The 2666-nt window shown below is 42.2% G+C and carries 3 protein-coding genes; all 3 read right to left on the bottom strand.

The genetic code is table 11. The features are described 5' to 3' along the window. Positions 1–162: 162 nt before the first annotated feature. A complete protein-coding gene (locus tag RRG12_RS42700; protein WP_420757967.1) occupies positions 163–765 on the bottom strand; it encodes a hypothetical protein in 603 nt (200 codons plus the stop codon). Between the two features lie 45 nt (positions 766–810). Continuing rightward, the gene (locus tag RRG12_RS42695; RefSeq protein ID WP_420757966.1) at positions 811–1836 is read right to left on the bottom strand and encodes a glucokinase; all 1026 of its coding nucleotides are present in this window, start codon (positions 1834–1836) and stop codon (positions 811–813) included. Positions 1837–1920: 84 nt separating this feature from the next. Then, positions 1921–2568 carry a histidine phosphatase family protein gene (locus RRG12_RS42690; RefSeq protein ID WP_069071524.1) on the bottom strand — a complete coding sequence of 216 codons (648 nt, stop codon included), beginning with the start codon at positions 2566–2568 and terminating at the stop codon, positions 1921–1923. Positions 2569–2666: the final 98 nt, after the last annotated feature.

Here is a 2666-nt window from a genome sequence, read left to right as displayed (position 1 = left end):
TGTTGACTAGTGAGGAAAGAGCCGATCGCTTGACTACTCAATTGCGATCGCTCGGCGTTGAACCAGAAGCCTAATATTTTTGGATTGTGGCATACACACAAAAAGCACTATCTGAGCCACACAATTGATTGCAAGGCTGATATAGCAGAGGTTTTAGTTATTTCATTTTTTCAAAACTACATGGAAGGAATTTAAATACCCAGTAATGGTTTTAGCTAATGTCTTCTGCTGTTTTTTTGTAGTTATTGCCATTACTTGATATAATCTCCCTTCAGCAACATACATTCTACTTTTAGTGATTTTCCCTCCAGAATTGATGTACTCAATTTCTTTGCCAGGATGATTATTGGAACTACGAATGTTTCGTTGACTAATTAAATTACTTTTCGTAGTCTTTAAAGCCATATCCCGTGCATTATTAAGTACAGCTTGGGGGTCAGCCATTTCACCGTAACTATAAGGAAAATCATTGTAAGCAACTATGTATGCTACTTGCTGTTTTGGTGGTTCAGCGACAAATATTTCTAAGTTAATTTCCCCCATATAAGTTTTTTGAGATTGGGTATTTCTGTTGGGGCTTCCCGGCATCAAAATACTAAAGCGTCCATCTGGAGGGGTGTATAACTTCCATTGTGGCTGCACGGGTTTAGTGACGGTTGCTTTGACAACAGCCACCGGGGGTTTGGGTTGACGCGCTTCCACGAGAATAGAACCACCACAGACAAAGGTGGCGGCGATTAATGGCAACAGACTTTTCATTGTCATATTTTTTGCCTTTTGAGATGCTGATCTCACTGATGATGCCAGCTGTTATAACCTAGCAGCACATAAAGCAGCACCTATTAGCCCCACTTGCGGATTGAGAATAATATACACGGGTATCTCTTCAAGGAGGCGGCGCATCCTGCCTTTTTGAGTGAAGTTTAATAAGAAACCGCTGTTTTCAATTAATGGTAAGATTTTGGGTGCAATTCCACCAGCGATGTATAAGCCACCATAAGGTAAGAGTTTCAGGGCGAGATTGCCGGCTTCTGCACCATAAGCGTCTATAAATAATTGCAAGGTTTGTTCACAGAGGCGATCGCGTTTTTGTAGTGCAGCTGTACCAATAGCAGCACCAGGATCGACACTTTTCTCTTCTTGTCCCGCTTCTTGTTCCCAAGTTCTCACAACTTGGGCAATATCTGGAGATTCGGCGGCAAATTTGCGATCGCGCAGAAATTGGTAAATTGCCACAATCCCCATTCCAGAAACCACGCGTTCCACAGAAATGCGCTGGATATCATGTTTACCCAGCAGGTATTTCAACAGTTGAAACTCAATCTCGTTCCGAGGGGCAAAGTCAGCGTGTCCACCTTCTGAGGGAAAGACTTGATAGTAGTTTCCCTGTTTAATTAAAAATCCTTGTCCTAAGCCAGTACCAGCACCAATAATTCCAATCGGGGCTTCTGGTTGAGATTTGCCAACTTGCAACGTCAGTAAGTCTTGTTTTTGTAAACCTAAAATGCCATAGCCAACTGCGGCGAAGTCGTTAATCAAAGAAATTTGGGGGATACCCAATTCTTGTTGTAGACGTTCAGTATCCAGGAACCAGACTAAATTGGTTAGTTTGGCAGTATTTTTGACAATAGGCCCTGCGATCGCAAAACAGGCCTTTTCTGGTGTGGGTGTATTAGCTTTGACCAAAAACTGCTGCACTATGGGCACTAAATCGGGAAAATCAGCACTGTGGTAACTTTCCTGATAAATAGTATGTAAAACTGGTGAATCTGATGTTTCAACCAATCGCAGAATAGTTTTCGTACCGCCGATGTCTCCTGCTAGTAACAATGTCATAGAACTTATTCGCGGATTAATTACTTTATTTGTAGGATATACCCAACCTAGCAGAAGCTATGAACACAAATCCCTATTAGAGGTTTAAGCAAATCGAATAACTTCTTCTATGTGGGTTAAATGGGAAGTATCTCCCGTGAGTTCTAATAACCATTCTGGTTCCTGGCGTACCACTTTTACCAAGGAACATAAAGAAGCTTTAACTTCTGTTTTGGCAATTTCCCCTACTAGTCCCATTGCTCCGCCCAACACAGATGCGCCATGTGCCACTAGCAGGATATCCTGTGGGAAGAACTCAGTAGCTAAACATCTGGCAGTTTGCCCAGAACGTTCTCGGACTTTTTCGTGAGTTTCAGGATATTTGGCGGCGATGCGCGATGTATAGCTAGTGTCAATTCTGGGGAATAATTTTGCTAAGGCTGGAGTTGAGAGTCTTTCGGGTTCTTCCGTCATCCAAACTGGGTTTAGCCATTCACTCAAACCTGTTTCGAGTTTGATCGGCAATTTGAGCATTTCTGCAACTGCGTTTGCTGTTTGTACGGTTCGCAGGAAAGGAGAAGCGAAAATATGACCAATGTTTTCTTTTTTCAAACGTTGAGCTAACTGCTGTGCCTGCACCATACCATCATCAGATAATGGCGGATCATAGCGTCGTTCAGCGGTGAGAAACCAATCGGGGTTTACGAAATCGAGGCGGTTAGCGTGTCTTGCTATCCAGACTATTTGACTCATAGGTTTAATTATTCCAATGAATAGAATTCGCCGCTAAACAAATATATAGATATCTGCAAGGAGGGCTGCAAATATTAATATATGACAAAAATTGTAAT

Source organism: Nostoc sp. CALU 546 (genome assembly GCF_048836525.1).
Note: the sequence above shows the minus strand (reverse complement) of the source record. Positions and strands in the feature narration are given on the sequence as shown.

Coding starts and splice junctions, on each gene's coding strand:
- RRG12_RS42700 (WP_420757967.1), bottom strand. CDS start 765: ATGACAATGAAAAGTCTGTTGCCATTAATCGCCGCCACCTTTGTCTGT.
- RRG12_RS42695 (WP_420757966.1), bottom strand. CDS start 1,836: ATGACATTGTTACTAGCAGGAGACATCGGCGGTACGAAAACTATTCTG.
- RRG12_RS42690 (WP_069071524.1), bottom strand. CDS start 2,568: ATGAGTCAAATAGTCTGGATAGCAAGACACGCTAACCGCCTCGATTTC.